General features: G+C 64.6%; 3 protein-coding genes. All 3 read right to left on the minus strand.

Annotated features, from left to right (window positions below):
- Window positions 1-332 (minus strand): ATP-binding cassette domain-containing protein (locus ABIC51_RS40760; RefSeq protein ID WP_354007107.1); only part of this gene is annotated, 332 nt, incomplete at its 3' end.
- A gap of 188 nt (window positions 333-520) precedes the next feature.
- Complete coding sequence (locus ABIC51_RS40765; protein ID WP_027788942.1) at window positions 521-1,636, minus strand: polyamine ABC transporter substrate-binding protein; 1,116 nt, start codon at window positions 1,634-1,636, stop codon at window positions 521-523.
- 61 nt (window positions 1,637-1,697) lie between these two features.
- Window positions 1,698-2,109, minus strand: a 412-nt coding sequence (locus ABIC51_RS40770) for an aminotransferase class III-fold pyridoxal phosphate-dependent enzyme (RefSeq protein ID WP_354007108.1), incomplete at its 5' end; no start/stop codon positions are given.

Consider the following 2,109-nt stretch of genomic DNA (forward strand, 5'->3'; position numbering starts at 1 on the left):
GGGAACAGCGCGTACGACTGGAACATCATGTTGACCGGGCGGCGATACGGCGGCAGCGACGCGAGGTCCTCGCCGTCGACGAAGATCTTGCCGGAAGTCGCCGTTTCCAGCCCGGCGAGCATGCGCAGCAGCGTCGACTTGCCGCAGCCCGAGCTGCCGAGCAGCGCGAACAGCTCGTTCTTCGCGATCGTCAGGTTCACGTTGTCGACGGCCGTGCTGTCGCCGAATTTCTTCACGACGTTTTCGATGCGGACGAAGGCGTCGTTTTGCGTACGGGCCGCGGGGGCCGGTTGGGTCTGTCGTGCAGCAGCGGAAGAGGGTATCGATTGCATGGGATTCACCATTCGTTCTTCACGGATTGCAGGCGTGAGCGTCCCCGCGCGAGGCGCACAATGCGACTCACGGACAACGGCTCGTGCCGGATGGAACAGTGCGCGCGGCGCGCGCGGGCGGATGGAGGTCCGCGGATCTCAGGCGGGCAGGCGTGAAGCGATGCCTGCGCCGCCGGAATGCTTCGCGATCAGTGGCCCGTCTTCAGCTGGGCCCACAGACGGTTCTCGAGGCGCAGGATGTCGGCCGGCATCGGCTTCATCAGCACCATCTTCTTCAGCACGTCTTCGGGCGGGTAGACGGTCGGGTCCTGCGCGACGGCCGGCGTGACGAACTGGTGCGCGGCCTTGTTCGCGGTCGGGTAGAACACCGTGTTGGTGATCGCCGCGTTGACCTTCGGATCGGACACGTAGTTGATCCATTTCAGGGCGGCCTCGGGGTGCGGTGCATCCTTCGGGATCACCATCACGTCGAACCACAGCAGGCCGCCTTCCTTCGGGTTCGAGAACTTGATGTCGTACGAGCGCTTCGCTTCGGCCGAGCGGCGATGCGCGATGCCGACGTCGCCCGACCAGCCGAGCACGACGCACACGTCGTTGTTCGCGAGGTCGTTGATGTAGCCGGACGAGTTGAACTGGGTGATGTACGGGCGGACTTTCTTCAGGACTTCGAACGCGGCCTGGTAGTCGCCGGGGTTGGTGCTGTTCGGGTTCTTGCCCATGTATTGCAGCGTCGCGGCGAACACGTCGACGGCCTGGTCGAGGAACGACACGCCGCAGCTCTTCAGCTTCTCCATGTTGGCCGGATCGAACACCAGCGCCCAGCTGTCGACCGGGGCCTTGTCGCCGAGTGCCTTCTTCACCGCCTGCGCGTTGTAGCCGATGCCGTCCGTACCGTAGGCCCAGGGCACGCCGTACTGGTTGCCCGGATCGGCATCCGAGATCATCTTCATCAGCAGCGGGTCGAGGTTCGCGAGGTTCGGCAGCTTCGACTTGTCGAGCTTCTGGTACACGCCGGCCTGGATCTGCTTGGCCATGTAGTTCGACGTCGGCACGACGATGTCGTAACCCGAACTGCCGGCAAGCAGCTTCGCCTGAAGCGTGTCGTCGCTGTCATAGTTGTCGTACTTGACGTGGATACCCGTCTGCTTCTGGAAGTTCGGGATCGTGTCCGGTGCGATGTAGTCGGACCAGTTGTAGACGTTCAGGTCCTCGGCATGCGCCGACGGGCTGGCGACCGACGTAAACGCGGCCGCGGCGGCAAGGGCGGCAACGGAACAGGCTTGGCGAAGAAAGCAGGCACGCATGGTGGAATTCCCCTGGTTATGGCGGCGTGCGGCGCCCGCCGCACGCCTGTAGGCAAAACCGTTACGAAATACCCAGTTGCTGGGCGGTTGCATCGACTGCTTTTTTCGCCTTCGATACGAGTTCATCGATTTCCTGACGCGAGATCACGAGCGGCGGCGACAGCAGCATCCGGTCGCCGGTCGCGCGCATGATCAGGTTGCCGTTGAAGCAGAAGTCGCGGCAGATCGTGCCGACGTCGCCGCCGTTCGCGAAGCGACGGCGTTCGGCCGGCGCCTCGGCGAGCTGGAGGCTCGCGACGAGGCCGTGGCCGTGCACTTCGCCGACGATCGGGTGACGCGCGAAGGTCTCGCGCATCAGCGCCTGGAAGTACGGGCCCGTGTCGTTCTTCACGCGCTCGACGATCCCTTCGTCGCGCAGCAGCTTCAGGTTCGCGACCGCGACGGCTGCCGCCACCGGGTGGCCCGAGTACGTG

The sequence above is a fragment of the Burkholderia sp. 572 genome (assembly GCF_040545135.1).
Lineage (GTDB): Bacteria > Pseudomonadota > Gammaproteobacteria > Burkholderiales > Burkholderiaceae > Burkholderia > Burkholderia cepacia.

Coding starts and splice junctions, on each gene's coding strand:
- ABIC51_RS40765 (WP_027788942.1), bottom strand. CDS start 1,636: ATGCGTGCCTGCTTTCTTCGCCAAGCCTGTTCCGTTGCCGCCCTTGCC.